Origin of the sequence: Noviherbaspirillum humi, from assembly GCF_900188095.1 — a bacterium.
Taxonomy (GTDB): Bacteria; Pseudomonadota; Gammaproteobacteria; order Burkholderiales; family Burkholderiaceae_D; genus Noviherbaspirillum; species Noviherbaspirillum humi.
Genome location: NZ_FZOT01000014.1, coordinates 96,301 through 114,668, shown reverse-complemented (window position 1 = coordinate 114,668; position 18,368 = coordinate 96,301). Strand labels below are relative to the sequence as shown.

15 protein-coding genes are annotated in these 18,368 nt (G+C 59.1%); 3 read left to right on the top strand and 12 right to left on the bottom strand.

The window, feature by feature from the left end:
• Nucleotides 1-11: 11 nt before the first annotated feature.
• Nucleotides 12-713 (top strand): ABC transporter ATP-binding protein, encoded by a 702-nt coding sequence (locus CHB88_RS17930; RefSeq protein ID WP_089400717.1) that lies wholly within the window; start codon nt 12-14, stop codon nt 711-713.
• Between the two features lie 22 nt (nt 714-735).
• Here CHB88_RS17930 and CHB88_RS17925 read toward each other — a convergent pair whose 3' ends face one another.
• Nucleotides 736-1,041: a hypothetical protein gene (locus CHB88_RS17925; RefSeq protein ID WP_143131353.1), complete on the bottom strand. Its 306-nt coding sequence runs from the start codon at nt 1,039-1,041 to the stop codon at nt 736-738.
• Nucleotides 1,042-1,314: 273 nt separating this feature from the next.
• Between CHB88_RS17925 and CHB88_RS17920 the strand changes: the two genes are divergently transcribed.
• Together CHB88_RS17920 and CHB88_RS17915 are read left to right on the top strand one after the other, a co-directional pair.
• The gene (locus CHB88_RS17920) at nt 1,315-1,632 is read left to right on the top strand and encodes a hypothetical protein (protein WP_089400715.1); all 318 of its coding nucleotides are present in this window, start codon (nt 1,315-1,317) and stop codon (nt 1,630-1,632) included.
• A 48-nt stretch (nt 1,633-1,680) separates the two neighbouring features.
• Complete coding sequence (locus tag CHB88_RS17915) at nt 1,681-1,959, top strand: HNH endonuclease family protein (RefSeq protein WP_245845050.1); 279 nt, start codon at nt 1,681-1,683, stop codon at nt 1,957-1,959.
• A gap of 197 nt (nt 1,960-2,156) precedes the next feature.
• Here CHB88_RS17915 and CHB88_RS24710 read toward each other — a convergent pair whose 3' ends face one another.
• The 11 genes from CHB88_RS24710 to CHB88_RS17860 form a co-directional block, all read right to left on the bottom strand.
• A complete protein-coding gene (locus CHB88_RS24710) occupies nt 2,157-2,432 on the bottom strand; it encodes a hypothetical protein (RefSeq protein ID WP_143131352.1) in 276 nt (91 codons plus the stop codon).
• 611 nt (nt 2,433-3,043) lie between these two features.
• Nucleotides 3,044-4,336: an RNA-guided endonuclease InsQ/TnpB family protein gene (locus CHB88_RS17910; RefSeq protein ID WP_089400713.1), complete on the bottom strand. Its 1,293-nt coding sequence runs from the start codon at nt 4,334-4,336 to the stop codon at nt 3,044-3,046.
• Nucleotides 4,337-4,792: 456 nt separating this feature from the next.
• Nucleotides 4,793-5,680: a hypothetical protein gene (locus tag CHB88_RS24705; RefSeq protein ID WP_143131351.1), complete on the bottom strand. Its 888-nt coding sequence runs from the start codon at nt 5,678-5,680 to the stop codon at nt 4,793-4,795.
• A 266-nt stretch (nt 5,681-5,946) separates the two neighbouring features.
• Complete coding sequence (locus tag CHB88_RS17900) at nt 5,947-7,395, bottom strand: tetratricopeptide repeat protein (RefSeq protein ID WP_089400711.1); 1,449 nt, start codon at nt 7,393-7,395, stop codon at nt 5,947-5,949.
• Nucleotides 7,395-8,030, bottom strand: a complete 636-nt coding sequence (locus CHB88_RS17895; RefSeq protein WP_089400710.1) for a hypothetical protein — start codon at nt 8,028-8,030, stop codon at nt 7,395-7,397. The genes CHB88_RS17900 and CHB88_RS17895 overlap by 1 nt, the downstream gene beginning before the upstream one ends.
• 104 nt (nt 8,031-8,134) lie before the next feature.
• On the bottom strand, nt 8,135-9,382 hold the full coding sequence (locus CHB88_RS25410) for a hypothetical protein (protein ID WP_143131350.1): 1,248 nt from the start codon (nt 9,380-9,382) through the stop codon (nt 8,135-8,137).
• 134 nt (nt 9,383-9,516) lie between these two features.
• Nucleotides 9,517-10,761 carry a polysaccharide pyruvyl transferase family protein gene (locus CHB88_RS17880; RefSeq protein ID WP_143131349.1) on the bottom strand — a complete coding sequence of 415 codons (1,245 nt, stop codon included), beginning with the start codon at nt 10,759-10,761 and terminating at the stop codon, nt 9,517-9,519.
• A 136-nt stretch (nt 10,762-10,897) separates the two neighbouring features.
• On the bottom strand, nt 10,898-13,621 hold the full coding sequence (locus CHB88_RS17875) for a glycosyltransferase (protein WP_089400706.1): 2,724 nt from the start codon (nt 13,619-13,621) through the stop codon (nt 10,898-10,900).
• A gap of 20 nt (nt 13,622-13,641) precedes the next feature.
• On the bottom strand, nt 13,642-14,880 hold the full coding sequence (locus tag CHB88_RS17870) for a TolC family protein (protein WP_176442544.1): 1,239 nt from the start codon (nt 14,878-14,880) through the stop codon (nt 13,642-13,644).
• Nucleotides 14,881-15,054: 174 nt separating this feature from the next.
• Entirely contained in the window at nt 15,055-16,452 is a 1,398-nt protein-coding gene (locus tag CHB88_RS17865; RefSeq protein ID WP_089400704.1) for an HlyD family type I secretion periplasmic adaptor subunit, read from the bottom strand.
• Entirely contained in the window at nt 16,452-18,293 is a 1,842-nt protein-coding gene (locus CHB88_RS17860) for a type I secretion system permease/ATPase (protein ID WP_089400703.1), read from the bottom strand. The genes CHB88_RS17865 and CHB88_RS17860 overlap by 1 nt, the downstream gene beginning before the upstream one ends.
• Nucleotides 18,294-18,368: the final 75 nt, after the last annotated feature.

Sequence of the window (18,368 nt, the reverse complement as noted above, 5' to 3'; positions counted from 1 at the left end):
CAGAGGCCGCCTTGCTGCGCATCGACTCCCTCAACACCTACTACGGCGACAGCCACGTCCTGCAGGGCGTGGACCTGTCCATCCCCGCCGGCAAATCGCTCGGCCTGATGGGCCGCAACGGCATGGGCAAAACCACCCTGATCCGCTCGGTGCTCGGCTACGTGCCGGCCGCCTCCGGCAAGATCGCCTGGAACGGGCGCGACGTCACCGGCCTGCCGCCGGAAAAGATGGCCCGCCTCGGCATCGGCTACGTGCCGGAAGGCCGCGGCATCTTCCCCAACCTGTCGGTGCGGGAAAACCTGATCATGAGCGCCCGCGCCGGCGTCAACGGCCGCAACGACTGGAATTTCGAGCGGGTGCTGGAAACCTTCCCGCGCATCAAGGAGAGGCTGGACCATGGCGGCCAGCAGCTCTCCGGCGGCGAGCAGCAGATGGTGTCGATCGGCCGCGCGCTGATGACCAATCCGGAACTGCTGATCCTCGACGAAGCCACGGAAGGTTTGGCGCCGCTTATCGTGCAGGAGATCTGGCGCGTGATCGAGCAGATCTGCAAGACCGGCATCAGCACTTTGATCGTGGACCGCAATTACCGCGCGGTGCTGTCCCACACGGACCTGGCGGCGGTGATGGAGAAAGGCCGCATCGTGCTTGCCGACAACTCCAAGTCGCTGCTGGAGAAGCAGGACGCCCTGACGCAATATCTCGGCGTCTAGGAGCCTGATAAATCTCCAAGCCTCAAAGCTGCCGGTAGGCATGCACCGGCAGCTGCTGCAGCCGCGAATCGAGCGGCTGGCCGGTGTCGAGGTCGGTCCACCTGTCCGGCCCGATGCCGTCGATGCGCACGCGGGCATTGACGATGCGGTCCTCGCCATCCAACGGCACGCGGCCGAAGGACACTTCGTAGAGCTGGCCCGGCACCGGGTTGAAGTTGCCGCCGGAGGCAATCCAGGCGGTGTGGTGTTCGTCGTCGTTCTCGCCTTCCTCGTGGCGCAACGGCTCAACCATACCGAGTTCCACCAGAATCCCGTGCAGTGATGGCATTGCTATTCCCCTTGCGTGAATGAAAACCCGCCGCGCGTGACGTTTCATGTCAACACGCGGCAATCTTTGGCAACACCGGTTTGAATCCGGCAGCCGCGAATTGTTCAACCGCCAACTCTTGCTGCGCGGGATGGCCTATGCTGCGCCGATGCTGTCCTGAATCGAACTTCCTAGAGCTCAACCATGTCGCCTTTTGACGTTTCCGGGCGTTGCGGGCCTTGGGTATGGAGGTTGCAAACTACCGGCAGGAGAACCCAGTGCGGAGACATTGCCATGAGTCACAACCTGAAAACGCCGGAGGCCCGTACCGACCTTCCGTCCCGGGAAGTGGTCGACCTGCGCATGCGCCTGTTTCACCTGGAGCGGAAAGTGGCGGCGCTGTATGGCGACATCCTCGGGCGCGACGTCGCGGATGACGAGTTTGAAAGCCGGCGCGACCGGCTGACCCGCGACCTGCGCAGCCTGTGGTGGGAAGGCGAACGGCTTGCCCGCCGAATCCGGCGCGGCAAGGTACGCAATCCGGTGTCGGAAGCCGCCCACCTGCTGGTCGGCGTCACGCTGCTGGAGTATGTGAGGCAGGGTCGGCATTGACAGCGGTCTGGCGCTTGAAAAGCTGTCGTCCGGCCCGACATGCATCGGATGGATCCCTGCCCCCTTTGCGGCCGCGAACTCGTCGACGGCCCGTCCGCCAACGAGCACCATCTGATACCGCGCAGCCACAAGGGCCGCGACACGGTGCGCATGCACCGAATTTGCCATAGCAAGATCCATTCGGTCTTCAGCGAACGCGAACTGGCACAGTACTACCATACCTGCGAACGGCTGCTGGAAAACGACGAAATTCGCAAGTTTGTGAACTGGGTCAGGAAAAAGGACCCTGCCTTCCATGACCAGCACCGTGCGCCCGCGCGGCGGTGACAGTATCGCGTTGGATGTTAGGCTAAGTCACTCCAGCAGTATGCCACCCGCCAAATGAAGCCACGCCCGAATATCGCCTCCACGCCATACGGGGCCAACTTGCATCGCTCTTAGAAAGAGACTCTTAACGTATGAGCATTCGCACCTTCGCATTTTTGTTATGAGCGGACTCACCGCCTTGGTTCGGTAAAACTCGATCAGTTCTGCAAATTCACACAACGCAAATTGTTGCCCACTTCTCGCAATTCACCGCTTTTTATCGCCGCCAAGACACCGGGAGCCCAGTTCGTTTCGAAAAAACGCCCCTTCCTTTGCAGATCCTCCACAAGACAGTCCGACGCTCTCCTCGTCTGATTGTTCTCGTATGCAAATTTTTTGAGCAGAGTTAAACCGATCATCAGACGACCATGTGGAAGATGGCAATTAACTGCAAAGGCGCGGCATCCCTTCGCGCCGATGCTACTGTGGCTCATGCGGGTTGCTTGGACCAGTTGCCGGCTAATTCAGTGGGTAACGTTAGCTGCACTGCTGTGCAGGTGGTAGCAATGCGACGCTCAATCTGCTTATCTGCGACGCCGTGGGGTGCCCCGAGCGCGGCATAACAGTCAGATTGCTGACGTGCAGCGTACAGGCAATGGGCGAGCTGGTAATGACTTGGTTGGCACCGGTCAAAATGATGCACGCTCGCAGTGCCAGCGCCTGAGACGTCGAACGCCAGCGCACCCAGCCTTGCAAAACGTCATGGGCGGTATCAGACATCCGATTAACACCACTAAAGTGTATATGAATTCAAACAGGGGGTGGCGTACGAACGCAAGGCGCGATGCGCCGCACGGAGCGACTCTCGGCGCAAGCGCCGCAACGCCGCACTAGGCGCCTTTTCGCTCGAACGATACCGGCAGGCTTACTAAGCAGTCATTTCCGTCGTTTCGGATCCTTGCTGTAGCACCGTACATCGCGTCGCCGTGCCTCGCATTCGGCCGCTTGACCTAGCTGCGCGGCCCCTCATTAATTTAATAACACGCTCTGGGACTCGCACTTGAAAAGCGCCCGGCCAGACATGCTTTCCATGGAATTCCGTCCTCTAGGCGGCCGTAAACTCACCGACGGCCCCTCCTTGACATCCTCCCTGTTTAATACCAGGGATTCCTACGGCGGCGTTCCCGGCACTTATCCGGAATAAGTCGCTTCGGCGGGTTCCTGCTGCTGGCGGCCTTGCTGCACCGCTCACTTCACAGGCGCAACGGGCGTGTCCCGCCCTGAGAATGTTAATTGCGCTGACTAAATCGGCGTTTTCTTTAAAGCCGCACGCTACACACATGAACCGGGCCTGAGTCTTCCGGTTATTCGCCGACACATGGCCGCAGCACGGACAAGTCCGGCTTGTGTTTTGCGGGGGTACAGCGATAAGCCAGCCGCCTTTCCACGCCATTTTGTACTCGAGTTGCCGTCGGAACTCAAACCAGCCCTGATCGAGGATCGACTTGTTTAGACCGGATTTGGTCCGAACTGCTCTACCTGGCTTCTCATTAGTACCTGCTGCTGACTTTGACATGTTTTTTACCTGCAGGTCCTCTATGCACACCATCGCGTGGTTTTGGCTGATAGTGGTCGTGGTCTTGTGCAGGTAGTCGCGGCGGGCGTTGTGGATGCGGGCGTGAATACGCTGGAGGCGGGCCTTCGCCTTTTCCCAGTTGTTGCTGAACTTGACTTTGCGAGTCAATGACTGCTGCGTTCTTCGCAGCGCAGTTTCGTGTTGTTTGAAGCTATTGAGTGGTGCATAAAATGTGCCGTCAGAGAGCGTGGCGAAGCGGGCAATGCCCAAGTCGATGCCGACGGCACCGCCATCAGGGATCGTCCGCTCGACCTCGCGTTCGGTCTGAATGGATACAAGCCACTTGCCATTACTAAACAATACCGTGACTTGCTTTACCGTCCCTAGAATATCTCGGCTTTTGCGGTAACGTAGCCAACCGAGCTTAGGCAGGTAGATGCGGCTATTGGCCTGATCGTGTTTGACCTGTTTCGGGTCGGGATAGCGAAAACTGTCACACTGTCCTTTCTTCTTGAAACGCGGCAGGTTAGCGCGCTTGGAGAAGAAGTTGGCATAGGCCCGGGCAAGGTCTTTGAGCGACTGCTGTAGCGCGTGCGTCGGCGCATCGGCCAACCAAGGTGTCTGGGGATCTTTGCGCCACATAGTAAGTAATCTGCACAGCGGAACATACCCCAACCTCTTTTCGCCCAACTTAAAGCGCTCCATCTGCAATGCAAGCGCCTTGTTGAAAACAAATCGACAAGACCCAGCAAAGCGGCGCATGTTGCGCTGCTGCTCACCGGACGGCCTGAGTTCAAATTTGAAGGCTTGGTAGCACTGCATTTGAGGATGTAAACTCGTTCCCAAATCTCAGACCGTACTTATAGTGTTTGCAAGCCATGTCTTCTAGCGCTTTGGCATGCTTGTCCCCGATCCGGACGCGCAACGTCTGCATATTTTAATGGTAGTCGGTCTAGCGGTAAAAACAATTAATTTAGATATGCTATCGCTTCCCTTTTGCTCCTCCCGACTTTTCACTCGCTGAGTTCCCATAAAACTTTACATAGCTACTACCCTACTACGCCTTACAAACAAACTATTAAACGCTCAAAAACCTTAGTTCTTTTCGACAAACGACGCAAAAAGGTGGACGTAGGTTCCACTTGCAATGTAAATGTTGCATGCTTGAAAATTCTTTATAGTTGGGATATTAAAGAACCCTAAAGGCACCTGGCTAATTGTCTATCCCGCGAACCGGACAAATAAGTAGAAAAGCTTGCAGCACCAGCTTCTTCTCTATTAGTCGGTCTTATCGTCTGCTATCTCTATATCGCTGGCTTCAATCGTTTTTAAACGCCATTCCTGCGTGGCGCGAAGTTCTTTAAGCAATTTGAACAGTTCATTATTTAACATCGCGTGATAGCGGTGGGCCTTCTCAGCATCCCATGCTGCCGCCACATAGTTACGCCGAATCGCCTGAAAAGCGAATTCAATTTTCGTTCGGTTCTCATGCCAATATGCGGTCCAATAGACTTTTTTAGAGGCCTCCTTGCAATACTCGGCAAAGAAATGCTTTAGCTTCGCATTCTTAAATTTCATTAGATAAGCATCTGGATCGCTAAACCCGGCTCGATTTGACTCCTTTAATAATTCGCTCCAACACTCCGGACAATTTCTTTTTGCATCTTCATGAGTTTCAACTTTGACTTTTCCAGCATGAATGTATTGCGATTCATGCTGGATAAGTACTGCACGCTGTCCGACTTCTTCATCGGGAGCATTTTTCTCATTTAGCATCCATTCAGGAAAATCAAGCGGCTCTTCCGAGAAGCTCAGAATTTCGTTCGGATCCTGCTTTGGATACAAATTCAAGTGTCTGGCCAAATCATTTTTGTCGACATCACGCAAGCGAGCAGCCGTCGTAGCTTCTTGTTCTGCTATGTCGAGACGTGTTTTTCGCCAAATGACCTCTGCAATTTTTTGGACTAAGATTGTTTCAAGTGTACCCACCGGACGAAGGTCGGCAATCATGCCTTGCAAAACGGCCTCGAACTCTTCAACTCTCTCACCTGGTAGAAGTACTTTCGACGACAGCGCCCCATGCCGCAGCGAATTCATCGATGAGCGCGCTTTACCGATATCGGTTACTGGACCAGTCGATCTTGCCTTATTTCGCTTTCTTTCCATAGCCTATTCCTTTTCCTCAAATGTAGGAACGGTTTAAACCGGCACTTTCGGGGGAAAAAAAGTAGCACCTATATCTTTAATGCAATAACGAACCGAAGCGAAACGTTTTTCTTCCCATTAAGGGCTTTGAGGTATTCGTCTGGCCGATCTATAAGCCAATTTTGCAAGTAAAGGCCCTTTTTTGCTTTTTGGACCTATTTTTAAACGGGTACCAGTAATAATTTTTAATCACTATTTTCGCGGCTTGCTCACGCGATGACAACTCTTTAAGCTCTATTATCTTCAGGATAAACAACTCTCGACTTCGTGCTCGCTACCCACGCCGTGTGCCGCTCGCAAAACAATTCCCCCACGCTGCCTTTCACCCGCGTGCCGAGCGCCACCGCCTCGCGCGCCGTCAGGCCGCCGCTATAGGGAAAGGTATCGAGCATCACCGCATGCGCGTTCACCGCTTCCAGTGCCTCCTGGTGGCTGGCCGGACACACATACTCGACCTCGCCCGGTCCCAGCACCGCCTCGATCCGCGCCCGTACACGCGCATGCCGGTACTGGCGGTGGACGAAGCATTTCCTGCCGGGCCGCCCGGCCAGCATGCGCAGGAAGGCGCGCGACAGCTTGGCGGGATTAGCGAAGATTACCGGCGACGGATCCTTGCGTTTCGCCGACTTCGGCAGGTAGGGCGGCGGGGTGTAACTGGCATAACCGCCGGGCAGGTTCAGCAGCGGCTCGGTGTAAAGGTGCTGCAGCGACGTCGGCGACTGCCATTCATCGCCGATCCAGCCGTCGAAGCAATGCAGGCCGGTGGTGGCGCTCTGGCCGCCCACCCACTTGTACTGACGCCGCGCCGGCTTCACCGACAGTGCCTGCAGGCCCACCGGGTCCATCCAGCCGCCGAGGTCGTACAGCACGTCCAGGTCAGCCGCCAGCAGCACCTGCGCCAGCTGCGCCGCGCCCAAGTGCGCCACCGGCTGCCAGCCATGAGCGACGCGGCGGAATTCCTCGGTGGCCCAGTCATGCCGTGTGCCACGGTCGAACACGATGATATCCGCCTCGGCGGCCATGCGGCGCCAGCCAGCGATGGTGAGGAAATACACAGGCGACGCGCAAAACAGCGGAGACAACAAGCCGATGCGCAGCCGGCCCGGCTTTCGGCACGCAGGCGGGCTCGCCGGCGCCGGCAGTGTGTCAAGCACCAACTCCCGCTGCGCGAACACCTTAATGCGCGCGACCAGCTCCGCCGCGCTGAAGTCGCGGTCATACAGCGCTGACAGCAGCGTCGTCAGCTGTGCATCGCGTCCATGCTCGGCATGAGAGAGCCATGGCTGCGCGAGCGCCGCCGCCTGCAACGGGTCGCCGAATTCATTCATCGCGAGGTCGGCCAGGTCCATCGCCGCCATGCCGGCTTGCGGACTGTCACGTAGTACCTGTGCGAACTCCTCCCAAGCGGCGTCCGGCTGGCCGAGCGCCTTCAGCGACCGGCCGGCCACCACGCGACTTTGCCACAAGCCCCGATTGTGTGATAGCGCTACACGCGAGTTTTCGAGCGCCTGCGTGTGCTGGCCAAGCGCATGCAGGCACAGCGCCATGTTGTGGTGCAGGGTGGCCGCCGCCGGCGCCAGCGAAACAGCCTCGCGGTACAGCGCGAGTGCGCCGGCCCACTGGCTGAGGGAGCGCAGCCCGTCAGCTTGCTCAATCAGTTGTGCCGCGCGCCGCATCAGGCAAAACGCTTCAACAACTGCGGTGCGCGCACCCGGCCATCAAAGCCGGTTCGTACACGTTCGTGGTAAAGAGCGCGATCAGCCGGATCGACCGGCGCGTCGTCTTTACCCCAGTCGACTTCGACCAGCACACCCTCTGCTGTGTAGACCAATCGTTGTTGCTGCAACGCCAGAACCGTCAGCTCCGCGTCGGCATAGTGGCGGCGGTAGCCGGGATAGAACAGGTCACCGCTATAGTTCGTAGCGGCCCAAGCGCGCCGCACGAGACCAAAAGCGGCCAGTGCGCCCGACCATTTGCCATCATTGAACGCCAGTAGCGATCCCTGCTGGCGCTCCATGGCGGCCACGGCGGCGGCGAGCCAGCCACGCCCGGCAAACGCATCTTGCGCAACGTAGGCGAACCAGGGGCTAGAACTGGCACGAAACACCTGGTTCACGAGGCTGATGAACCCGTCGCCAACGTCGTCGTGCACCGCGACGATTAGCCCATCCACGCCCGCGCGTTGCGCCATCAGTCGCGCAGCGCGCTCGGCCTCTGCTGCCCGGGTGAACGGCATGGCAGCGAGCACTCCGCTTGTTTGGAAACGGCGGCCGCGCGCCAGTTCACTCGACGATATCAGCTCGATCTGCATTGGACCGGTTACCTGTTGCCCCACAATTTCCATCGTTTACCCCAATTGCCCCAAGTTGCTGTTACTGGCTTCACGGTTGCGGCTAGCACGCCGTGCAGGACGCGCTACCCAAAGCGAACCTCGACCGGCGTAATGGCCCGAAGATATTTATCGCACCACGGTTTGCCGTGCGCTTGCGCGAAATACAAGTTGCGGTAGTTGACCCAGCAAGCCACCAGCCACGGCGAATTGGTCTTGTGCGCCATCACCTTCATCTCGCGCAACAATCTGACATGCACATTCAACTCCTGCTCTCGGCGCGGCAGCGGTATCTGAAAGCCCTTGAGGTGCTTGCCAACGGTGCGCATGAACAGCGGAAACAAGCGCTCGACGATGAACGGAACGTAAGTCGCTCCGCCGTGCAACCCGCGGTCATCGGCCTGCGTAGAATGCAGTACCGCGCGCGCCGCCGGATCGAGCTTGCGGTCAGCCGTAGTCAGGATGTTCCGAATCCAGGGCAAGTACAGGTTCCAGAACGCCGGCGTGCCGACGAAGTAATTGGCGGAGGAATAAGCCGAGGGCGCCGCGAAGGCGCTCAACTCTTCCAGCGGCAGTTCGCACGCCGCAAACAGTGCCCGGCACATTGCCAGAAACTTCGGATGCGCGGTCTCGCCTTGCACCCACATGTTATGGAACAGTCCCTCGTTCGGCACATGCGGGTTGCAGTAATACACGTCCATGCCCGCATTAGCATCTATCACCTGCCGCATCGCTTCGCCCGTCAGCCCGGTCTTTTCACCGAACCGCCACGACAGCGCGCCCCAGAGTTGCTGCTTCGCGGTCATCGGCGACTTCGCGATGCGTTCGAACACCTCGAACTCTAGCGCTTCGTCTTTGACCCCCTCGTTATCAAAGGGTACAAATTCCGGATCCAGCAGTTCTTTCTGCCATTTGGCGTAATGGATTTGGAAGATTGCTGGCACCACCACCGCTGTTTTGCGAAGCGCTACCGCGGACCGGCTTTCGGCCGCCGTCGACACGCTGGTCGCCGCCGGATGGGCTTGATGGGGCAGATGTGCTGCCGCAACCATCCCCTGGCTTGCCGCAGCGCCGGCGCCGTCGAGCATCGGGGACGCGAGTCGTGCCTTTATCACCTTGGCCGTTTTGGCCGTTTTGGCCGTTTTGGCCGTTTTGGCCGTTTTGGCCGTTTTGGCCGTTTTGGCCGTTTTGGCCGTTTTGGCCGTTGCGGCCGTTGCGGCCGTTGCGGCCGGGCTGCCGGCTAGCATAGAAACCGAGGCAGATTGCGGCTTGGCCATCTGCTTAACCGGTAGCGAGTCGGAGAGCTTGCTAGCAGTCATGTTACGTTTTGTCATGATCTATCGAAATGGGAGATTGCATCGTCAGCGTATGGAGCACGTTTGCCTGGCAGAGCTGTCGCCCGGCACGGTGCGCGCCTGCTCAACCCAAGGTCCGGACGTACCGATGGTGTACACAGCGACTGGCGTCCTCAAACGTTATGCTCCGCGCGTTGTGCGCGGCTCCGGTCGTGGTTGAAAAGCGTTGCAACCTTGTCGCGCAGCATTGCACTGCTCCATACCCCGGCTTCCACCAGGTCGACATAGCTTGCGAGTGTCTTAAGCCGCACTGACATCGCGCCACAGTCATCCGTAACTTGTCCAGGCCGTGCCGCTTCAGACATTGCCCCGTGCAGCGTCAGCCCGTTTTCCTTGAGAAATTGGTGGTAACTCGCTCGCTTGTGCGGCAAGGCTGCGAAGAAGGCAGAAAAGTCGGCCAGCCGGTACAACTGGCCGAAGTCAGCGAACTGATCCACATCTTTCAGGAAGATATAAGGCATCCCAAAGAACTCCACCAATTCTCTGGTGCGAGAATCAAACACCATTGGCAGCGACGGCACGCCGGCATATAAGGCCGCAACGACGCCGTGAAACCGTGAGCTCACGTAAAAGTCGACATGCTGCCGGTAATACTCGACCCATTCGTTCACATCGAAAAAAATCTTTGCCCGCCGCTTGAACCACTGGTCGAGTACGTCATGCTTGCACTGCAGCGAATAGTAGTGGGATTCGAAAGCATGCATTTCCAGGAATGGAAAGCGCTCGGTCTGCGCGATATACGCCGCATCGCTAGCCACGGCCAAGCCAAGCAGACGAGACAGCGAATCCCTGAAGTGCCCGGTCAGCGTGCAGCCGATCGCTATCCGGGAAGGTGCGTTGTCACCCGCTTCATCAAAGGGCCCATCCGGCATCGGCTGATAAACCGAGGGGCAACCGATGACCTTGACGTTCTTGATGCCCCATGACGACAGTAAGTCCGCCGTAAAGTAGCCACGCACGCCGATACTAGTCGTGCGCTCCGAGACCAAGCGGGTGAAGTACTGAATCTCCTTTGGAATGTCGGGAAAACCGAACTCAAAACCGTCCTGCTGCGCGCCGACACCGACCAACACCAGCTTTTCAAGCTTCCGTGATTCGATCTCCTTGCAGAGCCCGGCGATTGCGTCAGCGGCCCGATCCGACGGCGAAATATAGTTGGCGAGGCACATGACCAACGTCGAAGCAGGGTCGATGTCGCGTATTTGGGCGCGACTGATTTCCTCGCCTTCGATTTGCGCTCGCACCGCTTCTTCAAACAGCAGATTGCCTGAGTTAAAACCAACCGCGGTCAGTTTTTGATCGAGGCTCAGCTGCGTCAACTGAGCCGGTGACTGCGACAATAATTTATAGACTGCCACTTCAACATCCTTATTAGCTTGCCGGAGTAAGCTCCGCTTACGCTGGGTTCACCGTCGAGTTCTGCGCCACTCCGCCACCGGACCGGGTTTCCCGAGTCCAAATGCACTTGAGTTGGCGGCGCACGTCACTGGCGTTTCATTGATTAATGAAGTCATGCAGCATCATGATCGCGTCGCGATTTCCGGTCTGGCCCTTGGACAAGCAGGCACCTGTCACCCGTGTGAACTGGAATGCCCAGGAGGGCACGCCAGGATCGGCGGTGACCGCCTTGAAAACCTCGATCGCACTATGATCAACATACTTGCTGTCCTTGCCACGGAAATCGTTTGCTTCGCCATCCAGCAGCAGCTGAAACTTCTGCTTGAACTCGACCCGGTTTTCAAGTAGGTAATGCGCCGTGGCCGACAGCGCCAACATCCGGCGCTCATCCTTCAATCGTGACGATAGCTGGTCGCTGTGATCGACGACTGCTGACGCCAAGCTAGCGCTGCGCGAGACCGCCAGCGCATTGAATAAGTAGTCGACATTGGTCAGGGGCACCGTGGCATCGGTGCACAAGTCCTTGAGCGAGGCGATGATCTGGTCAATGCATTCCTTCCGCTCACGGCCTTTCACTAGGTGCAGTTTATTGACATAGGCAGACATCTTGCGCTTAACCGGCGCCACCGGGATCGTTCCCAGCGGGCTTGCCGCGGCGCTAAGCTTCTTGGCCTCGTGCCGCTCGCGCAGCGACCACGCGGCGACACGCTTGGTGGATTCCAGTTTGAAATGCTCGCCATACTTGTACAGCATCTTCAGTCGGGTCTCGGCATCCAGCGCGCCGACCTTGGGATAAAGCTGATTGAGCGGCTCAGGAAGCGACGTATAGACATTCTTGCCGTGATTGATGTGCCGGTTGACCTGTTGACCGAGCAGGATGCCGGCCACGTTCAAAGCGCCGCGCCCAGCAGCGCCGCGGTCAAACGCGCCATAGGTGCGCATGAAATTCTTCCAGATCGGCGTCTGTGAGATCATGCTCGGTACGCCGACCTCGTAATAGAACGCTGGTACCGGGTGAACCGCCAACGCAAATCCTTTTTGCACGGCATTGATGTAAAATTCATAATCCTCGTGGCCGACGCCGTACGTCTCGGTGTAGCGGACCCCTTTCGTGAAAACCGCGCGGCTGATGAGAGACACGCTCGGACCGAAGCAGTTCTTTAACAGTCCCGCTTCCAGCGGTCCGCCGGTCGGCAGGTAGCCGACTTTCCCAAGGTTTAATTGGTCAAGATGGGCCAAGCCACGCTGACTGGCGTCCATGAAGCATGACAGCGTGGTCAAGATGTCCACGCCGCTGCATTGAATTGCGTTGACCAAGCGGCCGACGGCATCTTTTAACAGCAGATCGTCATCGTCCAGGAACAATACATACTTGCCGGTAGCTTTGGCTACCCCGGTGTTACGGGCGGCGCCCAGGTAGCGATTCTCTTGCTCGACCAGCACGACGCCGTTGTCGTGACAAAAATCTTTCAGCTCCTGATACTGTGGATTGTTCCGATCCGAGCCGTCATCCACCAGGATGACCTCGGTCTTCGCATAGCTTTGCCTGAGGCACGAGTTGAGCGCTTCGATCGCTTTTTCCGGGCGGTTATGGGTCACCACGATGAGCGACACGAGCGGTGCGGTACAGCGCGCCAGCGGCCGCTGCTGTTGGGGTGAATTTACGTGGCGCACCCAGCTTTGGAGCGCATTGCCGACGCTGTCCGAGAACGCCGGCACCCGCGCACCCTCCTTGATCACGGTGTACAGGCACTGCGCCAACGCCGACTTGTTATTGTCGAACGTGTTTGTCAGGTGAAACTCGGGGGCGATCAGCTCCTTGCTGCCGCCTTCGGCGCAGACATAGACCGGAAGCCCCTTGGCAATCGTCTCCAGTACGGTGTACGGACAGTTTTCCACGGACGGCACCACGACGGCGGTCGCCGGGGTGTTCGTCAGATAACGTTCCGCCTCTGCGCGGCCCAGGCCTGGCAAAAAGACCAATTTTAGATTCAGGCCTTCCAATTTTCGCAGGATGTAAAGTTCGGACGGAGTGCCGTCGATCTCGGCGAAGTCGCCCAGAAACACGAATTCAACCGTGCGCGGCAAGTCGTAGGATTTCGCCGCCAATGCCAACGCGTCCACAAACAACGGCAGGTTCTTTCGCGGTTCGTGCCGGCCGAAGAAGATGATCTTCTGTACTCCGATTAGCTTGCCGACCTGTGTAGCAGTTCCGCTTGCGCTAATTCCGCGCATGAGGTTCGGCATCAGCTCTGCGCTTTTGGTCGGCGCCACGCCGAATTCGCGTTCTACCCAGTTGCGCATGTACTGCGACAGATAAAGCACAGTGTCCGCCATCTCGATCGACTGGCGTTCCATGAAATCGGTCGTGAGCGCATCGACATGCGGATACGGCTGCGTGTTCAACGATAGCGCCCAGGCGGTAGGCCCATGCACCGCGATGTCCAAATTGGTGTCGGCAAAGGCCAAGCCCTGGCGCTTGGCGTTCATGCTGTAAAAGCCCAACCCGGCATAGTCGGGAAAGATGATCCTAGCCACCGCCTGGCTCTTCAGGTATTGGAAGGAGGCGTATGAATACGCTTCGTTCGATGCCGCGCCGTTGTAGAAACTGTCCGCGCATACCAAGTTGACGACGCATCCCTGCCCGGTCTTCGCTTTCCAGGTCGGCAGCATCGCATTGTTGTTTGCTACCACGACCAGCACTTCGACTTTCACGCCGCTTTGCTGCAGCATTGTCGCCGCTTCCTCGACGGCCGCGCCAATGCCGCCACTTTTAGTGATGCCAGGGTACTCAGAGGTAACAAGAATCAGATCTAACATGGTCAATTCAACGTCCGGATTCAAAGGAAAAAGGTTTTATGCAGGCGCAGCATATCTTGCGCAAACGCGGGGCTGACAAGGAAATTTAATTCAGTAAGATTGCTCAGGTAGTCGAGCGTCGAGGTGACGAAGTCATTTTTCACTTCGTAGAGAGTTTGGATACTATTGAGCACATCGATGTTGCTGCGAACGCCGGCGAGATAGCTACGGTTGTTGGCATCGACACTGAACTCGGCCGCCTCGATCGCTGACTTCTTGATGGCCAGCGCCGTGCGTGCCGCCTCGACCAGTCCGTACAGGCGCTCGATTTGGACGCGAGTCTTTTCCTCTAGCGCGCGGCGTTCCTCTTTGCTGCGCACCGCATTGGCAGCCGCACTCGAGCTGGAATAGTAATTACCGGCGTTGATTGGCGCAGAAATCATCACGCCTGAGCTGTTGACCTCGCCGTTGGGCTGCCGTGATCGCACGTGGGCGAGCGCGACCGTCGGCAACATGCTGCCCCGCACGCGCTGCGCTTCCAGCTCGCTGATGCGCTCGCTGTGACGCGCGGCCTCCAATTGCGGGTTCGCTTCCATCGCCAGCGTCAGGCATTGCTCCAACGGTGGCAACGGGAACAAGCCCGGTGCATCGTTCAATCTGAATTCCGCCGTACCAGGCGCAACCCCAGTCAGTGACACAAATTGACGTTCTGCCGCGCGGGTTTGAGCCAGATAGGTGATTTGATTGGCTTTTGCCTGTTGGAATTTGACCTTGATGTCGCGCAGATCGGTGACCGTGCCTTGCCCCAACTGGTACAGCCGTTCGGCTCGTTCAGACTGTTTTTCGAGATTGGCGATACGCGCCTCGTTGAGCACTATGGTTTCACGCGCACGCACCAGGTCCGCTACCGCCTTTACCAAACGCTGGGCGAGGTCCTGCTGCCGGACGGCAAACGTCGCCTCGGCGAACGCGCGGCGCGGCTCGCTTTGTTTATAGGTCGCATAGCGGTCCAGGCTGAAGAGCGGCTGGGAGATGGTAATCGTGCTGCCCGCGCCCCGCTCCGTCTGCTGGTTGCGGCTGTAACTGGCTTCCGGGAACAGCGCCGCTCTCGCCTGCGCCGCGCTGGCTTCGCCGCCTTGCCGCTCGGCGATGGCGGATTGAAAAGTAGGGTCATGGCTCAATGCGCGCTGGTAGGCTTCCACTAGGTCTAGCGCCTTCGCTTCCACTCCCACCAGGGACCACACACCCAAAATACCGCTCAGAATTGTCTTTTTGCTCAAGATTGCCTGCTGCTCTGTTACATGTCTTTCAAGCGCTTGAGCAAGCTCAAACCCAAGCGCTAACCGGGGAATTTTATTTGTAATGTTTCCGTCAGGAACTTCCCTATTCGCGGTATATGGATACACAAATCGCATTGCCAGGTAAGACTATTTTGGCAATGTTTTTCAAAGGTCTCAATCCTTGAACGCCTTGGAGAACTTATCCGAGAGCGGCTTCATCAGGTAGCTCATGAAGCTGCGTTCCCCGGTCTTCACCAGCACGTCCACCGGCATGCCGGGCTGCAGCTTCAGCTCGCCGAGCAGGCTCAAGCCCTTGTCGGTTAGCTCCACCTGGGCCAGGTAGTACTCCTGCTGCTGTCCGCCTTCCGACTTCTGCTTGTCGGCGCCTACCAGCTTCACCTTGCCGGGGATGACGGGCGTGGTGGTCTGGTTGAAGGCGGTGAAGCGCATGTCCGCATCCAGGCCGATGTGCACCTTGTCGATCAGGTTGGTGGGCACCTGGGCTTCTACCACCAGCTTGCTGTCTTCCGGCACGATCTCCATCAGCACCTGTCCGGAGGAGAGCACGCCGCCAACGGTGTAGACCTTGAGGCCGACCACCGTGCCGGACACGGGGGCGCGGATCTCGGCCATGGTGCGATCGAACTTGGCGGCCTCGAACTTGCCCTGGTAGGCTTCGCGGTTCTTCTGCACCTCAGCCAGCTGATTGTCGATGTCCCTCATGTAGGAGGTCTGCTGCTGGGCGATCTGGGCGCGGGTCTTTCCGAAGTCCGCCTGGGCAGTGGCGAGGCTGGACTCCAACTCGGACTTGCTGCGCAGCGCCTGGTTGGCCTGGTTGCGCGCCACCAGGCCTTCGTCGGCCAGCTTTTGCGTGTTCACCATTTCCTCGGCCAGCGTTTTCAGCTGCACCTGCTTGGCGGCGATGGCGCTGGTAAGCCCTGCCGCCTGCACCTGCAGGCCGGAGAGCTGGTTTGCGTACTCGGCGCGGCGGGAATTGAGCAGCTCCACCTGCAGCGCCTTGGCTTCCTTGGCGCGCGGGTCGCTGGTCCAGCGGTCCAGCTCGCGGGTCCAGTCAATGGCTGCCTTGCCCAGGCGCTCGGACTTCAGACGCGACTCGGTCACCAGTAGGTTGATGTACTGCAGCTCGGCGCTGGCGAGGTTGGCTTCGGTATTAAGCGGGTTGACGCGGATGAGCACGTCGCCCTGGCGTACCTGGGCGCCCTCCTTCACCAGGATGTCCTGCACCACGCCGCCGCCGGGATGCTGCACAGACTTGCGGTAGCCCGAGACGGTGACGTTGCCTGACACATTTACGCCGGCATCGATGGGCGCGTAGAAGGCCCAGGCGAGGAAGGCGATCATGCTGAGGAAGAACCAGCGCGCGGCCGACTTGCGGATCTGGGATTCCTCCACCTGCACCGGCGCCAGGCCCTTGTCCTTGAGCTGGGCGGGGTCGTAGGGGTTCCAGCTGCAGATCCAGCCATCGACGGCTTTCTCGGCGGCGATGAAGGGGCGCAGCAGCAGGCCGAAGAGGCGGACCAGCGGAGAAGCGATAACGGATGTGTTGCTCATCAGGCTTCTCCTGCGGTGACGGCCACCGGCGCGGCCGGGGCGATGGGGACGACGTTGGCGGCGGGGGCCGCCGTGGAGGATGGGATTGCTGCGGATGGCGTAGTGCCGGGCTGTAGGTTGCGCACCGCGTTGAGCATGCCCTGGGCCGGACCGAATCCGACTTGGCGGCCGCCCCGCAGCACCAGCAGGCTGTCCACCACGCTCACCAGGCGCGGCCGGTGGGTGGTGATGATGATGCAGGCACCATTGTCCTTCATGGTCTGCAGGGCTTGCACCAGCACGGCTTCGCCGGCATCGTCGAGGTTGGCGTTGGGTTCGTCGAGCACGATGTATTTCGGCATGCCGTAAAAAGCGCGGGCGATGGCGAGGCGCTGGCGCTGGCCGCCGGAAAGCGCATGGCCGGTTTCGCCGAGCCGGGTGTCGTAGCCTTCCGGCAGCGCTAGGATGATGTCGTGCATGCCGATCAGCTTGGCGGCGGCGATCACCTTCTCCGGGTCCACCTCGCCGAGGCGGGCGATGTTCTCCGCCACCGTGCCTTCGAAGAAATCGATTTCCTGTGGCACGTAGCCGATGTGCGGGCCGACCTCTTCATGGTTCCACTCGGAGAGCTCCACGCCGTCCAGCCGCACCGAGCCCTGTGCCGGCTTCCACACGCCCACCAGCATGCGGGTGAGCGAAGTCTTGCCGGAAGCGCTCGGGCCGACGATGGCGATGGCCTGGCCGGGCGCGGCGCTGAAGCTGATGTCGGCCACCACCGGCTTGCTGAAGCCGGGCGGGATGGCGGTGGCGCCGGCCACGTCCAGCCGGCCAAGCGGTGCAGGGAGCTGCATTCTGGCGGCGAACTTCACGTCTTCCTGCAGCAGTTCGTTGAGGCGCTGGTAGGCCTGGCGGGCGGTGACGATGTCCTTCCAGCTGCCGATCAGCTTCTGGATGGGGGACACCGCCTTGGAGATGAGCATGCTGGCCGCCATGACCATGCCGCCGGTGATGAGGCCTTCGATCGCCAGCCAAGCGCCGAGGCCCATCTGCAGCGAGGGCAATGCCTTGGAGAGGAAGCCGGAGAAGCCGCCGGTGAGGCCGGCCGCTTCGCTGGCATTGACCTGCAGCTCGAGGAACTCGCGGTGGCGCTGGTACCAGCGGGTGCGCACCGCGCCCATCATGCCTAGCGCCAGGGTGGATTCGGCATGGCGCAGGCTGTAGGCAGCCACGCGCGAGGCTTCGGCGTTGGCATCGTTGGCGGCCTTCAGCACCGGGGCCGAAATCTTCTGCGTCATGTAGGTGGCCACCAGCATCACCACCGAGGCCACCGCGATGAATATGGCGAGGAAGGGATGGAACAGCGCGCCGATGATGATGAAGACGATGGCGAACGGCGCGTCCATCAGCGCGATCACCGCCGAGCCGGTCATGAACTGGCGCATGGTGAGCAGGTCGCCGAGCAGCTGGTGCACGTTGACGTTCTTGCGGCCGACGTAGCGGCGGAAGGAGGCGTCGAATACGTCGGCTGCCAAGTCCCAGTCGATGCGCAGCGACAGGCGCACCATGAGCCGGCTGCGTATCCACTCCAGGGAAGACCAGAACACGTAGAGGCCGACGATGAGCAGCAGGAGAGAGACGAGGGTGACGCCGCTGCGGGTGGAGATCACGCGGTCGTAGACGTTCATCATGAACAGCAGCGGCGTGATGGACAGCGCGTCGATGGCGAAGGTCAGCAGCATGGCGAAGCCGAATGCTCGACGGCACTGGTACAGCATGGTGGCGATGGGCGCCTTGCCCGCCGCAGCGGCTTGAGCTGCCTGGGCTGCATGCGTTACTTGAGCTACTTGCGAAGGATTGCTCACTGCGTTTCCTTTTGTTTCTCCGGAAGGCGCATGGCGCCGCCGGTATTGCCAGTTATCTTCATGGGGCGCCCCGGG